Genomic DNA, 17440 nt, shown 5'->3' on the forward strand with positions numbered 1-17440 from the left:
GGATGCACGAACACAGAATTTTTAGAACAGAATTGTAGTTTTTTAACTTGTGTCCTATTCTTAATATCATAGAACATCACTTAATTTAAAGACATGCAAATCACCTACTTAGGGCATGCTGGTTTTTGTTTGGAAACTAACTCTACAGTAATCATTATGGATCCCTGGCTATCGCCACATGGGGCTTTTGATGCTGCCTGGTTTCAATACCCTAAAAATCATCATATGGCAGAACATGTAAGAAAGATATTAAATACTAATAAGAAAGATAAGTATCTTTATATTAGCCATGAGCACAAAGATCATTTTGACATAGAGTTTTTGGAATCTATTGAAAACCGTGATTTTACGCTCATTCTAGCTGATTTTTATCATCCAGTAGTTAAAAATAATTTAATAAAACGCCATTACCAATGCAAAGAAATTATTAGTCTAAAGGATAGCGAATCGTTTTATTTCAAAGATGGATTTTTAACATTATTCATATTAGATGTAGAGCTTGATTGTGACTCAGCAATCCTTGTAAAAACAGATTCAGGAAGTTTCCTTAATCTAAATGATTGTAAAATTCATGAAAGATTGGCGATGATAAATAAAAATTATGGCCCAATAGATATTTTAGCAGGTCAATTTTCTGGAGCAGTTTGGCATCCAACTTGTTTTCAAATGGATCAAGAAAAATATTCAATTATTTGCAAGAACAAAACATTACGAAAATTTGAATATATTTCCAAATCTATTGAAACAATGAAGCCTTTAATGTATTTACCTTCGTCTGGACCTCCCTGCTTTTTAGACCCGCTCTTATTTTCAATTAATAATCAGGAAATAAATACATATCCGCGAGCAAGGCAATTAATTGAGTATCTAGATATGCATTTCCTTGATAAGCAAATCCAAACGCAGTGGCCAGAACTTATGCCTGGGGATGTTCTTGATACCCAAAATTTAAAATTCACTTATCTATCTCCTATCAGAATAGATGATAAAGACTTTAAAGAGTATGTTTATTCTTATGCGAAACAGTTTGAAAATTTTTTTAAACAACGGCAAATTGAAAACTCAAAAATTAATCCACAACAAGTTTTTATTCAATTAGGAATTGAATTAAAAAAAAGATTGGAAAAAATGGAGTCCGTTAGAAAATATTTATCAACTTTTTTATATTTCTCTCTTGAGGAATGTAATAAAGAAATATATTGTGTCGATTTTCAAGAGGGCACAGTAAATATAACCAATGAAGTTGATCGAGCTAAAGATTTTTTTTGGATTACTACTCCTGCCTGGCAAATTAACAAAGTATTTAATAAGGAAATCAGCTGGCCTGATTTTGCTCTAACTTTTCGTCTCCTCATAGAAAGAGTGCCTGATATTTATAATACTCTCATGCATGGATTTACAACCCTAGAAACTGAAAGCTTGGAGCGCTTTTGCCAAGTGTTTTTAAATATTCTGTCAAAGAATGAACGCATTAAAATTAATTACAAAGGTAAAACGTATTCTATTTTAAGATATTGTCCTCATCAAGGCGGTGATTTGTCAAAAGGCTGGATTGAGGACTGTTTTTTAATATGTCCTAGGCATCAATGGAAATTTGATCTTGAAAATCATGGTAAATGTAGATATAACAACGCCAGTATCGATGCATTTTGTCTCAATGATGTTAATAACAAGAAAAAAGAAAATTAGCATATGCTTGTAGAGTCAAGCTTGTTTTCATGCGCATGCTTGTTCTTCTGCATCTTCTTCGATAACAGGCAGCTTCATAATTTGTTGATATGGGAAACTGCATGCTGTTGATTGCGCAGGAATACCGGCCCAATGAGTACTTTCAGGTAAACGCTCACCTTTCATTAATAAAGAAAGACTTCCTAAAGTAGAGTTTTCTTCCATCAATGTATTATAAAGAACAATGGAATCGACACCCACATTACACCCCGAGCTAATTGTTAAATAAGAAACTTTAAATACTCGGTCTTCGTAGAGATGGGTTTGTATTCTTGCTCCATCATTAATACATACATCATCACCAATAGTAATTAAATCAAACTCTGCAAATCCTTCCGTACCTACAAAAATTCGTTTGCCTGCTTTAGTTCCAAAACAACGTTCTACACAAAGTGCGAAAGGAGTTCCTAACACTTTTTCAGTAAAATGTGGATTAATAAAGTAGCTGTACGAATATTCAATCACATCATTTTTCCAAATAAAAGGATCCCACAAAGGCTTGGTTAGTGGCTTCAATTTACCCAACATTATCCACTTTAAGGCAATTAATACACCAATCAGGCTAGCAGTCAAAAACAATTCCGCTGGAGGCAATACAAGAGCCGTCACCCACCATGAGTGCTCAATAAGCATGTAATCAATAAGATACAACAAATTAAATAAAGTGATTAGTGAAAATACTGAGGGTAAAATAATTCTAATAAATTCAATAAACAAACGCCGGAAATACAGTTTACGAGGAGGATTAAATCGTTCTTTATCAGAAAATCCACCCACTAATTCCCGCCGGGGCAGAAAAACAGCAGGGGAACCTAACCAAGAAGAATGAGGTTCTTTTGCTTGATCACCGGGAGGAGTCACGGAAAGACATCCTAACAGTGCGCCGTCACCAATAGATTGACCACCAGGCAACAAGCTTACATTACCCACAAATGCCTCATGCCCGATAGACACTGGTGCAAAAGAAATAAACCCATTGTAGACATTAGGCCAAGCTAAGGCAACCGAACTGGCAGTAAAGCCGCCGTCTTTAATAGTAAGAAGATCAGGAAGAAGATGGGGTGCTTCGCCCATTTCTACGTTCTTGCCTAATTTTGCTCCAAGCAAACGCAAAAATGCAGGAAGATATAAAGAATCCGCCAAAATGTGTATTTCATTTACATCAAAGATTTTCATAAAAGTCCAATGACGGAGATAATAAAAACTCTGCAAAGGATAATAGCCAGGTTTCACCTGGTGCAAAATAATTTTTTTACAAATTAAGGTACAGAGATAATAGGAGCTTAGAAATAAGATGCTTCCTAAGGGGATGGCAAAAAACATTGTGGTAAAATAATTTCCTTGATCGTAATAATAGCTAATTAATGATATTGACGGAATAAGGCACAAATAATACATCATAACAGCAAAGACTATGCCTAAATAATGAAGAATACCAAAAAGGACATTTTTCACCTTAGTTGGCGCTGCAATGTTCTCTTTTCGTCGGGTAATATGATCGACAGGAAGAGTTCCAGTTACTGCAGGAGAACCTGAAAAATAAGCCTTTTTCGGAATCACACTCTGGGCAGGCAGCATGGACATTTCATCCAGAACGGCATCATTTTCAATTGTTGTATTAATCCCAATTACCGAACGAGGACCTATGTAACAATGATCACCTATAGTTATAGTCCCTATTTTTAACCAACCATCTTCGACTATATAGCCATTTAATTTACTGTCAGTACCTATAGAAGTATTCTTCCCAACACTGAATAAATCAGGAGTAGCAACATACATAGACCCTATATAACAATTTTTTCCAATTTTAGCGCCTAATAATCGATAATAGATATTAATCAACGAAGAGCCAACTAAAAATTTAGGTAAAAACAAATTATGTTGCAGTCGTCGTACTAACCACCAACGGAAATAAAACCACCCCCATAAGGGGTATTTTCCTGGTTTTACTTGTCCTAATAATAGCCATTTCAATCCTATTGTTATAAATAAAGAAATGAACGGCATTGCTAAAAATAAAGCGAAAAATATAAGCTCAGACTCTTTTGAGAGAATTGAATATTTAGAACTTACCCAGCTATAGCATAAAATCACTGCTAATAAGTGCAAAGTTCCTAAGCCATATTGCAATAAACAACCCAATATCTGTCCTAAACCACACAAATAGTATTTCCATGCAGGCGCCCTGTATTTTTCTTCAACTATCTGTTCTTTATTGGAGTTTGAATAAATGCGTGCATCACTAAACTTCTGTTCTAACTGTCGAATTGTAGGATTCTTATATAAATCCAGAATTGATATATTTTTTAAAGCAGCGATTTTGCGCAAATTGGAAATTACGTTAGCTGCATAGAGTGAATGTCCGCCTAAATCATAGAAAAAATCGTCATCCATTGAAACAGTTGAACAATTTAATGCCTCTTCCCATACACGTGCGATTTCTTTGCCAAGTACAGACGTAGGTGCATTTTTTAATTTTTCGGTTTTCTGTGGTACCGGTTTTGGCAACTCTTTCCTATTTACTTTGCCACTGGCCAAAACAGGAAAAGTTTCTAAAACGTCGATTATTGATGGGATCATATAATCGGGAAGACAAGATCTTAAAAAAGCCTTAAGCTTATTAGCATCAAATAGAAAACTTTTATCAAGGATTAAATAAGCAACTAAAGTGGGCTGTTCCAATGTTTGCAAAGAAACTACTGCTTGTTTAATTCCCGCATACTTCATGATGATGGCTTCAATTTCATTTAACTCAATACGAAATCCGCGTAACTTGACTTGATCATCCACACGCCCCGCAAAACGTAGTTCACCATGAGTTGTCCTTGAAACCAAATCACCCGTACGGTACAAGCGTTGATTTTTATTTTTTGGATTTAACACAAATTTTTCTGCAGTACTCTCAGGTCGATTCACATAACCACGAGCCAAAGCAACACCAGCAATACATAGCTCACCCTCACTCCCTGCTTCTACTTCTCGTAATTGCTCATCCACAATGAGTACTTCATAACCAGGCAAGGGTCGTCCTATGGTAATTTCTTTTTCAGGATGACATTCAGCATAAGTAGCGATAATGGTTGCTTCAGTAGGACCATAGGTATTGACAATCCGCAGTCCATCTCTGCTCCAACGTTTGACTAAACTGGAGGGACAAGTTTCCCCACCTAAAATTAATAATCGTAAATTGGGTAGTTGTCCTTCTAATGTAGATAATAAAGTAGGTACCGTTGAAAAAACGCTGATCTTATATTGTTGTAAGAAAGAAATTAAACCCAACCCAGAACGTACTTCTTTTGCAGTACATGCAATAAGAGTGGCTCCATTGGCAAAGGCCATCCAAAACTCTTCTAAAGAGGCATCAAAAGCTAAAGAAAAACCTTGATACACTCGGTCATTACTGTCCATATTATAAAGTTCACTAGCAACTCGAACGTAATGACAAATACTACGCTGCGTAATTTCCACCCCTTTGGGTTTTCCAGTAGAGCCTGAAGTGTAAATGATGTAACATAAATCATCGGCACTTCGTTCGTAATCGGGCTTAAGCCGTATTGTAGGTTGTTTCGAAAGCTCCTCACTAAGCGTATCAAGAGCATAAATAACGGGCCATACCAGATTTTTGTTTGCCAATTGCAACGAAGTTGTTAAAACAGCATCAAACGCCAGATCAGAGAAAATATAGTTAATCCGTTCATCTGGATAATCCACTTCAATAGGAACATACACTGCTCCTGTTTTTAAAAGAGCTAAAATGGCAATATAGCATTCTACAGATCGCTCTAATAGGATCCCCACTACCTTACCCTTGGTTATTTTTTTCTCAGAAAGATAATGCGCTAATTGATTCGCACGACTTTCTAATTCTTGATAGGAAATAAATGCATTATCGCAAATTAAAGCAATATTGCTTGAATAATGATCTACCGAACATTCAAAAAAATGATGCACGTGCATCGTGTTATAATCGGGTGAAAAACTCAAATTGGTTGGCTCCTACTCATTGCGTATTTTCCATAATTGATTTATTGCTTACTGTTAGTTCGATATAAAAAATAACGTGCTTTTTATATCGAACTGTTTTTATTTAGTACTGGATTATGTATAAATTCTGCACATTACGGGATAACGAAGCAGACAAAACTGTATTCCAGTACTTATAATTCGCATCAATAATATTAAGACTTAAGGAAAAGCACACAGAAGCAAAATTATTTTTGCGGATTATAATTCAATCGACCCCATTTACCATAATTTTTTAATGATATTCGGAACTTGTTGATCGACATGAAAAACAAAGTGTTTTTTATATCGAACTGTTTTTATTTAGAATTTTATTTGGCAAAAATTTCTTGCAAAAAATTGCTCATGGCTTGCCAAGAACGTCGTGCAGCAACCTCATTATAAATAGTCCCAAGTTGAGTATCATGTGCATTTGGATTAGTAAATGCATGCTGAACATGTCCGTACATATGCATTTGCCAGTCCACACCGGCATCAGTCATCTCTTTGCAAAATGCGTGTACTTGCTCTGGCTGAACCATAGGATCATCATAACCATGTAACGCTAAAATCTTAGCTTTAATAGACTCTGATTTAAGAGTTCCTGGTTTGTGTAATAAACCATGAAAACTCACTACACCTTTAAGATCAGCTCCAGAGCGAGCCAATTCAAGAGCGCATAAACCACCAAAACAAAAACCTATAATGGCCACTTGTTGACTATCTACTTTAGGAATAGAACAAACAGCTGCTAATCCAGCCTTTATCCGTTGACGTAATAAAGATTGTTCTGACATTAATGGAGTCATTAATGCTTGTTTTTCCTCTACAGTAGAACCAAGTTTCCCTTGGCCATACATATCTACGGCAAAACCAATATAGCCCATTTCTGCAAGCATTTTTGCTTTATCGCAGGCAAATTCGTTACGACCAGACCAATCGTGAACTACTAATACTACAGGTCGAGTCCCAGCAATAGATCGATCATATGCTAAAAAACCCAGAAGTTCCTGTTCTCCATCGCGATATATATGATTTGAAAGATGCATATTAAGCTCCCTAAATTAATACAAAATGAATAAACCTAGAAAAATCCAGCAGGTTCAGTGCTTTTAGCACGCACAGTAGGGGCCAACTGCTTTTTCTAGGTTAAATCTAACGTCATGTTAATAGTATTATAAGTAGCTCCCATTTTTCGACTACACTTAAAATAAAATCTAACGGGGGAATTAATCATGATAACTTCATCATTTACCCATGTACGAGATTTATTACATGCTCAATTGTGTTATCAGGCTTTTATTACTCCTATCTTTCTTCCTTTGGAAAAACCATACAGAGATTTTGCCAAACTCGCTTGTGAATTTATGGAGAGCATACGTACCGAAGTGATTCATCAAGAGTTTCCTCGCCACCATGTATTGCATCGCTTCGCTCCTCAAAAAGATTCAAACAATAAAAAAGTACTGATTGCCCATGGATGGATATCACGTGCGGCTTACATGGCTCGTCTAATCCATCCCTTACATCAACTAGGATACGAAGTATATGCCCTCGATTTTCCTGCTCATGGAGAAGCTAAAGGGTTACAGTTGCCGTGGACAGATGCCATTGCCATTTTGAGAGATACCATTAATCAATATGGGCCATTCTACGCAGTTATTGGACATTCATTTGGTGGATCCATGTTACTAAACACCTTAAATGTGTCAGGCCAACTTCCCGACTGGCAATTAAAGTATAAACCGGAACGTGCTATTTTAATTGCATCACCAACTCAAATGCGAAGTCCTATAAACCGTATCGCAAAAAAGTTCAGGCTTAGCGGACATGGATATCTCCAATTACGACAAGTTATGCGCCAACAAGCACAATTTGATCTGAAACTGATACGATTAAACCATTTTATTTCACAAGCACCTCATATTTCTTTTTTGTGCATCCATGGAGAACTTGATAAAACAATCAGTACTAAAGAATCCATCGAGTTCTGTGAGAAATATCCTGATGCAAAGTTATGCTTACTTCCAGAAGCCAACCATATCAGTGTATTAGTTGATGAACGAGTGGAACAATTAGTTTGTGATTTTTTAGAAAATAAAAATTAAAATCTAACCCGGGTTTTCTTCATTATACCAAGCAAGATAAATCATTGCCTTATGAATCTAACTTTCCATATACTGTTTAAGCTTTTTCATAGCATTCTTTTCTAATTGTCGAACGCGCTCAGCAGAGACACCATATTTTTTAGCTAAATCATGTAGGGTTAACTTTTCTTCTGACAACCAACGTTGTTGCAAAATATCCTGACTACGCTCATCTAACTGTTCTAGAGCAAACATCAACTTTTCGCGCCCTTGATCTCCAGCGCTATTTTTTTCTAACAATACAGAAGGATCATCATTTGTATTAAATAAATAACGTTCGGGGGCTGTATAAAAATCATCATGATCATCTGCATCTGGAGCATCGTAAGGTGTGTCCATCGCATTCAAGCGTTGCTCCATAACAAGTACGTCTTCACGACTCACGCCTAAGTCATTGGCTACAGCAGCCACTTCTTCATGACTCATCCACCCCAGGCGGTTTTTCATTTGGCGAAGATTAAAAAATAACTTACGCTGAGCTTTAGTTGTAGCAACTTTAACAATACGCCAATTGCGTAAAACAAACTCATGGATTTCTGCTTTAATCCAGTGCACTGCAAAAGAAACAAGGCGTACACCCATCTTAGGATCGAAACGCTTTACTGCTTTCATCAGACCAACGTTACCTTCCTGAATTAAGTCATTCAGAGGTAAACCATACCCTAAATAACCACGAGCTACGCGAACAACATAACGTAAATGAGCAAGAACTAAACGTCTTGCGGCCTCGAGATCACCTTCAGAATGAAAACGCTCAGCACAAGCAATCTCTTCCTCTAATGACAGCATAGGAATTTGGTTTACCCTGTGAATATACGCATCAATACTGCCCACAGGTAAATTTATTCCGGCAAGTTGCAAATAGTGACTCATGCTTCTTCCTCTAAAATTTCTCTGTAAAACAAGGTTATATAAGAACTCATATTTGAGGCTCTATAGAAGCTAATTGTCGCTTTACAGACAATCGTGCTCCCGTCCATCCTAGTATAATCGCAAACAAAATAAGTAGCAAGACCTGTCGCATTGACAATCCTTCTAGCGGATAGTGCATTTGATAAACAGCTGCCAATTGATTAAGAGCAGCTCCTAAACTAAAAATAAAAATATTAACCAAAAAGATTGCTATAGTAGCTCCGATTGCCCCATACCAGATTCCTGAATATAAAAAAGGCCTAAGGATAAAAGGATCTTGAGCTCCGATTAGTTTTAACACTTGAATTTCTTCTTGCCGACTATGAATCGCCAAACGTAAGGTGGTACCAACAATCACAATTACTGCCATTGCCAATAAGGCCAGTAATGAATCAGCAAACTTGGCAGCAAAACCCAAAAGAGCATGCAAGCGGTTTATCCACTCCATATCGACTTTTACATTCTCAACTTGAGTGATTGTTTGCAATTGTCGTGCTAATAAGTCCAATTTAGCGGGTGAATTAACAAGCAAATCGGGTACAACATCAATCACTGCAGGTAATGGGTTTTCAGGAAGATAACGCATAATATCGTTCATTCCTTCTTGTCGTGTTAATTCAGACAGTCCCTCTTTGGAAGATTTTAAAACAACTTGTGCTACTCCTTCGGTTTTACGTACTTCCTGCACTATATTTTGTTGCTCTGATTCAGACAAACTAGGTTTTAAATAAAGAGAGATATGACCACCACGTTGCCAATTTGCTGTTAGGTTAGCTAAATTATCAGAAAAAATCCAAAAAAGAGCTGGCAAAGCTAAGGTAATAGCAATCACAATAGAAGTCATCAACGTTGCTACAGGTTTACGACACAATAAATTTAAGCTTTGTATTGCCGCTTGCAGATGATAAGCAAGAATTGTTCGTGCTCGCTTTAACACATCCGGCCTCCTTTAAGCATTACAATTCGGTGTTTCATTCCCGCAATTAATGCCAAATCATGAGTAGCAATTAAAATACTCACTCCTACTTGATGAAATTGTTCAAAAATCAACATAATTTCTGCTGAAAGTTTAGGATCAAGATTTCCAGTAGGTTCATCAGCTAATAACAATGTCGGCTTATGAACTACAGCACGAGCAATACCCACTCGTTGTTGTTCCCCTCCTGATAAATGAATAGGCAACATTTTTTCCTTACTGAGTAGACCTACCATATCTAATGCTGCATGTACTCTTTTGGCTATCATAAGGGAGGCCATGCCTTGAATTTGCAAAGGCAACGCTACATTATCAAAAACGGTTCGATCATTAAGTAAATACGGTGATTGAAAGGTGATTCCCAATTGGCTGCGATGCACCGCCACATCGCGTTTCTTTAAATGATTCAAACGCAATCCATTCATCGTTAATTGACCGGAAGTAGGTCTTTCCAGTAGAGCAATTAATTTAAGTAAAGTACTTTTTCCTGCTCCTGAATGCCCAGTGAGAAAAACCATCTCACCTTTTTGCATGGAAAAATTAATATGGCTTAAAGCTTCAAATCCACCTGGGTAACGTTTACTGACTTGGTCAAATGTGATCATTAAATAATGCACCAACAAATTGCGCCGCATTAAAGGGTTGAAGATCCTCTATTCCCTCACCAATCCCTATATAACGAAAGGGTATTCCTAGTTCATTAGCAATAGCAAACAAAATTCCGCCTTTAGCTGTTCCGTCCAATTTGGTCATGGTAATTCCCGTTAATCCAATCGCTTCATGAAATTGCCTTGCTTGAACTAATGCATTTTGCCCTATAGTAGCATCTAATATCAACATAGTTTCATGAGGAGCATCGGGACAAAGTTTTTGTAATACTCTTTTTACCTTTTTCAGCTCTTCCATTAAGTTGCTTTGTGTATGTAAACGTCCTGCCGTATCTGCGATTAATACATCCATTTTTCGAGCTTTTGCTGCTTGTAATGCATCAAAAATAACAGAAGCACTGTCAGCACCTGTATGCTGGGCAACAACAGAAATATCATTTCGCTCCCCCCAAACAAGTAATTGTTCTACCGCGGCGGCCCTAAAGGTATCTCCAGCAGCTAACATCACTTTTTTACCCTGCTGCTGAAATTGCTTCGCTAATTTTCCTATTGTAGTGGTTTTACCTGCCCCATTCACGCCAACCATTAAAATAACAAAAGGAGAGTGATCTTGAGTCTCTAGCGTTAGAGATTGATTTTTTTGATTTAAAATCGTTTGTAAATGAGATTTAAGTGCCTCATAAACCGCATCTCCGTCGGATAACTGTTTGCGTGCTAAACTTTCTGTCAATTGCTTTAATACTACTTGGGTGGTTTCTATACCCAAATCAGCACGGATTAAAAGAGTTTCTAACTCATCCAGCAAATCTTGGCTGATTTCTTTTTTTCCTAACAATAAACGGCCAATACCATCACCTAACTGATGACGTGTTTTACTTAAACCTTTCCTAAAACGAGCAAAAAATCCTTCTTTTACAGGATCTTGATCGTGTTCCTCATCCTTCGTAGGTACTTGAGGTAGTACCTCTTCTTTATGCTGGGAATCATCGGCTTTTGAAGAAGTAGGAGTGTGACTTCGTTTGAACCATTTAATCATATAGTGTACAAATCCTAAAAAATGTGAAATTCTATCATCTTTTTTACTTTGAGGTTAAGTTGTGCGCAAAATACTCTTTACGCTACTTATGGTACTATCTTGCCAGACCTTTAGCCAAGTTCAAGAGTTTATCTTGAATAATGGATTAAAAATATTGGTCAAAGAAGATCATAGGGCTCCTATTGCCGTATCAATGATTTGGTACAAAGTAGGTTCTGCTGATGAACCCGGGGGAATTACGGGTGTTTCTCATGCCATAGAACACATGATGTTCAAAGGAACAGAAAAATTCCCTTTAGGTGTCTTCTCCAAAACAATTGCAGCAATTGGCGGTCAGGCAAACGCCTTTACAAACAATGATTATACTGCTTTTTTTGAAAAAATAGATGCATCCAAACTAGCAACTAGCTTTGAGTTAGAAGCGGATCGTATGAATCATTTAATCCTTGATACAAATGAATTTACTAAAGAAATTAAAGTAATCCAAGAAGAGCGACGCATGCGTACTGATGACAATCCGCAAGCGTTAGCCTTTGAGCGTTTTCTTGCAACGGCTCATTTCAGTGCTCCCTATCATCATCCTGTTATAGGCTGGATGAGTGATCTGAAACAAATGAATGTAGAAGATGTAAAAGAATGGTACAAAAAATACTATGCCCCTAATAATGCTACTTTAGTTGTAGTGGGAGATGTGAATCCAGAACAAGTCCGTGTTTTGGCTGAACGCTATTTTGGGACTTTGCCACAAAAAACGCTTCCTGAACGAAAATCACAAAAAGAACCTCCTATGTTAGGTAAAAAAAGTGTCCATGTGCACGCATCAGCAAAATTACCTTTGCTCATGCTCGGCTATTCAGTTCCAAGTGTGCGTACCACTCAAAAGGCCTATGAACCCTATGCATTGGAACTCATTGCTGGAATATTGGATGCAGGCGAAGGCTCTCGCTTTGCTAAAAACTTAATTCGTGGTAATCATATAGCTGCCGGTGCAGATACTTACTATAATCCCTATACACGATATCAAACTCAATTCATTCTTTATGGCACCCCAAGCCAAAACCATAAAGTAAGCGATTTGCAAAAAGCATTTCTTACGGAATTGGATGATTTGAAAAAAAATCTAGTGAGCGACAAAGAATTACAACGAATAAAAAATCAAATTATTGCTCAAAAAACTTTTGAACAGGATTCAATTTATGGACAAGCTTCAGAACTGGGTCTTTTAGAAACAATTGGTCTAGGTTGGCAAAAGGCAGGGGAATATACCAAAGCAATCGAAGCAGTTACCCCAGAACAAATTCAGCAAACGGCACAACATTATTTTCAAGAAAAAAATAGAACAATTGCACTGTTAGAGCCTCTAAAACAGAAGGTAACATCATGAGAATTTTTAGCGCATGCATTATGGCATTAATGATTGGCTTGTCACAAACAACGACAGCGAATATATTTAAGACAGAGAAGTGGAACACTCAAAATGGAGTTCAAGTGATTTTCTATCAGGCTAAGGAAGTGCCTATGTTGGATATCAGCTTAGCATTTGCGGCAGGATCAGCGAATGACGGCTCTCAATATGGTTTAGCTGCATTGACGAGCCAAATGATGAATCAAGGTAACTCAGGTCAAGAAGCAACTACCATTGCTGAAACCTTGGCAGATACAGGAGCTCAATACCATGTTGAGGTAAATAGGGATATGGCGGTTCTCCATCTCAAAACCCTGGTCAGCAAAAATCAGCTCATGCAAGCCAGTAAGACCTTTACTCAGATTATTAACCATCCGGATTTTCCTGATGAAGCCTTCCTCAGAGAAAAAAAACAACTATTGCTGGCTATTGAACAACGCCAAGAATCACCGGAAGAAGTAGCTAACCTTAATTTTTTCAAAGCATTATATCAACACCATCCTTATGCCCATTCTATTAATGGCACAGCTGAGACTGTTAAAGCAATCAATAAAAGCCAGGTTATTGAATTCTATAAGCGCTATTATGTAGGTAGTAATGCCGTTTTAGTCATGGTTGGTGCGATTACAAGTGAAACTGCTCATCAACTAGCTGATCAATTGACTCAAGAGCTTCCAAAAGGACAACCTGCCCCAGCAATCCCCAAGGCGCAACAATTGACTCAGGCTGAAACAATCAATATCCCATTTCCATCGTCACAAACGATAATCAGACTTGGTCAAGTCGGTATTGATCATCATAATCCGAATTATTTTCCTCTTATAGTAGGAAATTATATTTTAGGTGGGGGTCTTTTAGTTTCTCGGCTCGCTATTGAAATCAGAGAAAAACGTGGCTTAACATACGGTATTGACAGTCAATTTGTACCTATGCCAGGAGAAGGACCTTTTCTCATCAGTTCCTCTACTAAAAATCAACAAACTAAAAATTCCTTGGCCATTATTCAAAAGGTTTTAAACGACTACATCAATGATGGACCTAGTAATGAAGAAATGAACGCCGCAAAACAATACCTCACAGGAAGTTTTCCACTTTCTTTATCAGGCAATCACAACATTGCAAACATTTTATTGCGCATGGCTTTTTATCATTTACCTGATGATTTTCTGGATAATTACACCGCTCGTATTAACTCAGTAACCAGTGAGCAAGTAAAAGAAGCATTTAAAAAGCAAATTAATCCTAAAAAATTATTACTCATTACCGTAGGGCAATCATGAAACAGAGTGTGCGCATTATAGGCGGGTTGTATCGAGGTAAAAAACTACACGTTCCAAATGAAGAAGGATTACGCCCTACACCTGATAGAGTACGCGAGACTTTATTTAACTGGTTGATGCATGATATTAGAGAAGCGCGCTGCCTGGATGCTTTTGCGGGCAGCGGAGCCCTAGGCTTAGAAGCATTTTCAAGAGGAGCAGCACGCGTTGTTTTTCTGGAACAATCACCCAAGGTATGTGCAAATCTACAAAAAATCATCAATGCATTTAATAATTCCAAGCTCAAACTCTTAAAAACAGATGCCTTATGCTACCTGAAACAAAGTCAAGAAGAATTCGACCTTATTTTTCTTGACCCTCCTTTTGCGAAGAATTATCTACCCCAGTGCCTTGCAGAGATCACTCAAAGTCAGATCATTAAAGTGGGTGGTCTTGTTTATTTAGAGTCTGCGGGTACAATTCATCTCGATGAACATCACTGGCGACAAGTTAAAATAAAAAAAGCAGGGCAAGTAACTTATGGATTGTTTGAAAAATTATAGATTTTGTACCCTGAATTAAATCTCAAAATGGATCAATGCAATAACAATATCCTAATCGCCCATCCACTTCCTCAAGCCGTTTACATAGCGAGTTTTAAAACAGTTTCTATTTAAATTCAATAATTCACTATCGATAGGCTTGACAAGGAGGCTGGCTCCTGTTTCAATCAAACGAAGATTTCCAAACATTTAAAGAATTGAATGAACAATAAGCTTCTCATGCTGTTTATTGCCTCAGTCCTACTTGCTGGCTGTAAGACTGGTGTACTTTTTAAAAAGCCACCTGTTAATAATCCTAGTGATGATGCTACAATTAAACTTGCAGAAGCTGCAGTGTCAGTAAGTGATTCCATGCACGAAATGGCACGTGTTGAAAAGATAATCATACCTCCTCATAAAGACAATACTCTAACCATACCTAACGCATATAACCTACAAGCAAGAGCAAGTGTAGATTGGTCAGGTCCTATAGAAGAGCTTACTGCTCGTATTGCCAAGTCGGCTCATTACAGATTTCGAGTCTTAGGAAAAGCTCCTTCGATTCCTGTTTTAATTAGTATAAATATAAAAGATCAAAGTTTAGCTGAAATTTTGCGTGATATTGATTACCAAGCAGGTAAAAAAGCAGATATCCACGTTTACCCTAACAGTCAGGTTGTTGAATTACGCTATGGCAAAATTTATTCGTAGTATAACAGTTATATTATCTGCATTATTGCTGGCATGCACCTCTTCAAAATACATGGGTGATACTGGCTCATTGGCTGGTATACAAGCCATGGCAAATGTCAACAAAAACCAGAGAAATAAGAAGCTCAAAGGTAAATTTCGTCAAATGGCCATCAAAGAAACAGCTTTAAGCCTTGGGGCGCAAGGAGGCCTAGCTTGGAGAGCGAAAGTTATTGATGAGCACCTAATTCGACAATCAAGAAGACTTGATGCCATTTATGATTTTAATTCTCTAATACTGGAACATAACATTTTACCTCCAGTATTATTGGAAGGAAGAAATACACTTAATCTTGCTGATACTCAGACCATTCGTATTTCCGATCGTACTTACAAAGTGGCAAAGCAGGCACATTTTGTAACCACTCCTCCAACTTGGCGCCAATATTTATGGTTGGACTATGTAAAACCAGAATATCCTAACTATACTCTGCTCCCTAAAACAAAAGTCGAAAAGAAAATATGGTGTATTTATGCTGCTAAGGGATGGAGACAAGGGGTTGATCAGGCCAATACTATCCTTGAAGAAAATATAGCCCGAATCAAAGAAGATTTTGGCGGCATGATCTTATATAGAAAATTATTAGCAATGAATATGGTCTCTCCTCCCTATGTTTCTCATACTGACTTAGGTGTTACAGGCGATGCATCAGAAATTCATATTGATGATAGAGTATTAAGAATAACTGCATTACCCGCTCTTAATGTGAATAGCGAGCAGTGGCGAGCAGCTGTTTCTAAAGATGAAAATGCTCTAGAGCACTTCAAAAATATGGAAAAATTGGCAAATCGTTCTAAAATTATAATAACAGATAAATCGTGGCAACCTGTTATTGCCCCAGTAAACGACAACAATAACCTTCATCAATGAAAACGTATGAGTAACAATATTCATTTAATGCCCGATGAGCCAACTCGCTTTACTCCCTTATTCATGGATAGGATGTTGGAGCATACTGAGAGTTTAAATGCTTCAGACATCACTATTCAAACAGGTGAACCCATTTATGCAGAGGTGTATGGTAAACTATACCGAATCACTAATCGCCGTTTATCAAATACAGAGCTTGGCGATTTAATTAATGCCATTTATGGGCCTAATGCCACTACTCAACTTCTTTCCGGTAAGGATATCGATACACACTATGAATTTCGTCCTAATCGAGGTGTTAGGTACCGTTATCGGGTCAATGCAACAGCCTGTCTGGTAGAAGGACATGATGCGATTCAAATTACCTTAAGAACTATTCCCACAACTCCTCCCCGATTAGCAACAATGAATCTGCCAGATAATATTCTTGAGGCAATTGCTCCTCAAGAAGGAATTGTATTTATTACTGGAGCAACAGGATCAGGTAAATCAACTTTATTGGCATCAATTATTCGGCAATTAATCGAATCTGAAGACTCCCACCGCAAAGTTTTAACCTATGAATCACCTATTGAGTTCGTCTATGATGAAATCGAAACAACATCCGCAGTAGTCAGTCAATCAGAAATTCCTCGACACTTACCAAGTTTTGCTGATGGAGTAAGAAATGCCTTACGAAGAAAGCCTCGCTTAATCATGGTAGGAGAGTGTCGCGATGCTGAAACAATCAGTGCCGCTTTAGAAGCAGCACTCACCGGGCATCCAGTATATACAACGTTACATACTTCAGGAGTTGCCGAAACCATGCGTCGACTTGTAACCTCATTTTCTGGTGAAGAGCGTCTTGGTAGAACGATTGATATCTTAGAAACAATTAGACTGTGTATTTGGCAAAAATTAGTACCTACTGTCGATGAAAAACGCGTTGCTTTAAGAGAGTATTTAGTTTTTGACGAAGAAGTTCGGGATATTTTACTTGAAGGCGATCCTAACGAAGTTACATCCGCCACGCGTAAACTAGTTCGTCAAAAAGGCCAGCTCATGACTTGGGATGCGAAAGCAAAATTCGAACAAGGTATTATTAGTGAACGAGTGTATAAATTAATTATTGCCGGCGCAAAAGAATACCAACAATAGCCCGTTCATATTTTTCTTTGATTAAGGTGTGTTGACAATTCCTGTTCACCGACTGCATGTCTTA

The 17440-nt window shown here is 37.5% G+C and carries 14 protein-coding genes; 8 read left to right on the forward strand and 6 right to left on the reverse strand.

Translation table 11 applies throughout. The features are described 5' to 3' along the window. The first annotated feature begins 93 nt into the window (after nt 1-93). Nucleotides 94-1689 (forward strand): Rieske 2Fe-2S domain-containing protein, encoded by a 1596-nt coding sequence (locus Lgra_RS03335; RefSeq protein ID WP_058497869.1) that lies wholly within the window; start codon nt 94-96, stop codon nt 1687-1689. A 27-nt stretch (nt 1690-1716) separates the two neighbouring features. Here the strand turns inward: Lgra_RS03335 and Lgra_RS03340 are convergent, their stop codons facing one another. Then, on the reverse strand, nt 1717-5715 hold the full coding sequence (locus tag Lgra_RS03340) for a Pls/PosA family non-ribosomal peptide synthetase (RefSeq protein ID WP_238584336.1): 3999 nt from the start codon (nt 5713-5715) through the stop codon (nt 1717-1719). Nucleotides 5716-6065: 350 nt separating this feature from the next. Then, a complete protein-coding gene (locus Lgra_RS03345; protein WP_058497870.1) occupies nt 6066-6782 on the reverse strand; it encodes a dienelactone hydrolase family protein in 717 nt (238 codons plus the stop codon). Between the two features lie 186 nt (nt 6783-6968). Here Lgra_RS03345 and Lgra_RS03350 point away from each other — a divergent pair, with 186 nt between their 5' ends. After that, on the forward strand, nt 6969-7841 hold the full coding sequence (locus tag Lgra_RS03350) for an alpha/beta hydrolase (protein ID WP_058497871.1): 873 nt from the start codon (nt 6969-6971) through the stop codon (nt 7839-7841). Between the two features lie 57 nt (nt 7842-7898). On the opposite strand, the gene rpoH is transcribed toward Lgra_RS03350, so the two are convergent. The 4 genes from rpoH to ftsY are packed head-to-tail and all read right to left on the reverse strand — an operon-like array spanning nt 7899 to nt 11412. Then, nucleotides 7899-8753 (reverse strand): RNA polymerase sigma factor RpoH, encoded by an 855-nt coding sequence (gene rpoH / locus Lgra_RS03355; RefSeq protein WP_058497872.1) that lies wholly within the window; start codon nt 8751-8753, stop codon nt 7899-7901. Nucleotides 8754-8799: 46 nt separating this feature from the next. Continuing rightward, nucleotides 8800-9729, reverse strand: coding sequence for a permease-like cell division protein FtsX (ftsX, locus tag Lgra_RS03360; protein ID WP_058497873.1), 930 nt, complete (start codon nt 9727-9729; stop codon nt 8800-8802). Then, nucleotides 9723-10373 (reverse strand): cell division ATP-binding protein FtsE, encoded by a 651-nt coding sequence (ftsE, locus tag Lgra_RS03365; RefSeq protein ID WP_058497874.1) that lies wholly within the window; start codon nt 10371-10373, stop codon nt 9723-9725. The genes ftsX and ftsE overlap by 7 nt, the downstream gene beginning before the upstream one ends. Continuing rightward, a complete protein-coding gene (gene ftsY / locus Lgra_RS03370; RefSeq protein ID WP_058497875.1) occupies nt 10360-11412 on the reverse strand; it encodes a signal recognition particle-docking protein FtsY in 1053 nt (350 codons plus the stop codon). Before ftsY ends, ftsE begins: the two co-directional genes overlap by 14 nt. A gap of 88 nt (nt 11413-11500) precedes the next feature. Here ftsY and Lgra_RS03375 point away from each other — a divergent pair, with 88 nt between their 5' ends. From Lgra_RS03375 to dotB, 6 genes are all read left to right on the forward strand, one after another. Next, the gene (locus tag Lgra_RS03375) at nt 11501-12796 is read left to right on the forward strand and encodes a M16 family metallopeptidase (RefSeq protein WP_420795196.1); all 1296 of its coding nucleotides are present in this window, start codon (nt 11501-11503) and stop codon (nt 12794-12796) included. Then, entirely contained in the window at nt 12793-14097 is a 1305-nt protein-coding gene (locus Lgra_RS03380; protein WP_058497877.1) for a M16 family metallopeptidase, read from the forward strand. Before Lgra_RS03375 ends, Lgra_RS03380 begins: the two co-directional genes overlap by 4 nt. Beyond that, the gene (gene rsmD, locus Lgra_RS03385; RefSeq protein WP_058497878.1) at nt 14094-14639 is read left to right on the forward strand and encodes a 16S rRNA (guanine(966)-N(2))-methyltransferase RsmD; all 546 of its coding nucleotides are present in this window, start codon (nt 14094-14096) and stop codon (nt 14637-14639) included. Before Lgra_RS03380 ends, rsmD begins: the two co-directional genes overlap by 4 nt. Before the next feature lie 201 nt (nt 14640-14840). After that, nucleotides 14841-15329, forward strand: coding sequence for a type IVB secretion system lipoprotein DotD (gene dotD / locus Lgra_RS03390; RefSeq protein WP_058497879.1), 489 nt, complete (start codon nt 14841-14843; stop codon nt 15327-15329). Then, on the forward strand, nt 15310-16239 hold the full coding sequence (locus Lgra_RS03395) for a type IV secretion system DotC family protein (protein ID WP_058497880.1): 930 nt from the start codon (nt 15310-15312) through the stop codon (nt 16237-16239). Before dotD ends, Lgra_RS03395 begins: the two co-directional genes overlap by 20 nt. A gap of 6 nt (nt 16240-16245) precedes the next feature. Continuing rightward, nucleotides 16246-17376 carry a Dot/Icm type IV secretion system ATPase DotB gene (gene dotB, locus Lgra_RS03400; RefSeq protein ID WP_058497881.1) on the forward strand — a complete coding sequence of 377 codons (1131 nt, stop codon included), beginning with the start codon at nt 16246-16248 and terminating at the stop codon, nt 17374-17376. Nucleotides 17377-17440: the final 64 nt, after the last annotated feature.

This window comes from Legionella gratiana, assembly GCF_001467695.1.
Taxonomy (GTDB): Bacteria; Pseudomonadota; Gammaproteobacteria; order Legionellales; family Legionellaceae; genus Legionella; species Legionella gratiana.

Bases quoted from the DNA above. Each gene is read 5' to 3' on its own strand.
- Lgra_RS03335 (WP_058497869.1), top strand. From the start codon at position 94: ATGCAAATCACCTACTTAGGGCATGCTGGTTTTTGTTTGGAAACTAAC.
- Lgra_RS03345 (WP_058497870.1), bottom strand. From the start codon at position 6,782: ATGCATCTTTCAAATCATATATATCGCGATGGAGAACAGGAACTTCTG.
- Lgra_RS03350 (WP_058497871.1), top strand. From the start codon at position 6,969: ATGATAACTTCATCATTTACCCATGTACGAGATTTATTACATGCTCAA.
- rpoH (WP_058497872.1), bottom strand. From the start codon at position 8,753: ATGAGTCACTATTTGCAACTTGCCGGAATAAATTTACCTGTGGGCAGT.
- ftsE (WP_058497874.1), bottom strand. From the start codon at position 10,373: ATGATCACATTTGACCAAGTCAGTAAACGTTACCCAGGTGGATTTGAA.
- ftsY (WP_058497875.1), bottom strand. From the start codon at position 11,412: ATGATTAAATGGTTCAAACGAAGTCACACTCCTACTTCTTCAAAAGCC.
- Lgra_RS03375 (WP_420795196.1), top strand. From the start codon at position 11,501: ATGGTACTATCTTGCCAGACCTTTAGCCAAGTTCAAGAGTTTATCTTG.
- Lgra_RS03380 (WP_058497877.1), top strand. From the start codon at position 12,793: ATGAGAATTTTTAGCGCATGCATTATGGCATTAATGATTGGCTTGTCA.
- rsmD (WP_058497878.1), top strand. From the start codon at position 14,094: ATGAAACAGAGTGTGCGCATTATAGGCGGGTTGTATCGAGGTAAAAAA.
- dotD (WP_058497879.1), top strand. From the start codon at position 14,841: ATGAACAATAAGCTTCTCATGCTGTTTATTGCCTCAGTCCTACTTGCT.
- Lgra_RS03395 (WP_058497880.1), top strand. From the start codon at position 15,310: ATGGCAAAATTTATTCGTAGTATAACAGTTATATTATCTGCATTATTG.
- dotB (WP_058497881.1), top strand. From the start codon at position 16,246: ATGAGTAACAATATTCATTTAATGCCCGATGAGCCAACTCGCTTTACT.